Here is a 290-nt window from a genome sequence, read left to right as displayed (position 1 = left end):
GGGGGCGAGCGCGAGGGGATTGGGCGGGCCGGCGTAGAGTGGCACCGTGCTGGCGGAGAGCGGATCGAACATCTTCGCGGTGACGTAGTCGGGCGCGATCGAGTTCTCAAGCGCCAGGCAGAAATGATAGCGGCCAATGGTCTCGAGCTTGGTCTGTCGGCCGAGATCAGGGCCTATGATCTCGCGGTTGGGCCGGTAGCGGCCGTAGCAATCGACCGCGATGTGCCGGGACAGTTCGGCGATGAATGTGTCACGCCCGCTCTTGTTGAGGCTCGATGACTGGAAATGCA

At 63.4% G+C, this 290-nt stretch carries 1 protein-coding gene; it reads right to left on the bottom strand.

Annotated elements, in window-relative coordinates; genetic code table 11:
• Window positions 1-290, bottom strand: a 290-nt coding sequence (locus EN818_RS32070) for a glycosyltransferase family 10 (protein WP_245521449.1), incomplete at both ends; no start/stop codon positions are given.

It is taken from the genome of Mesorhizobium sp. M3A.F.Ca.ET.175.01.1.1 (assembly GCF_004791945.1).
GTDB lineage: Bacteria > Pseudomonadota > Alphaproteobacteria > Rhizobiales > Rhizobiaceae > Mesorhizobium.
Note: the sequence above shows the minus strand (reverse complement) of the source record. Positions and strands in the feature narration are given on the sequence as shown.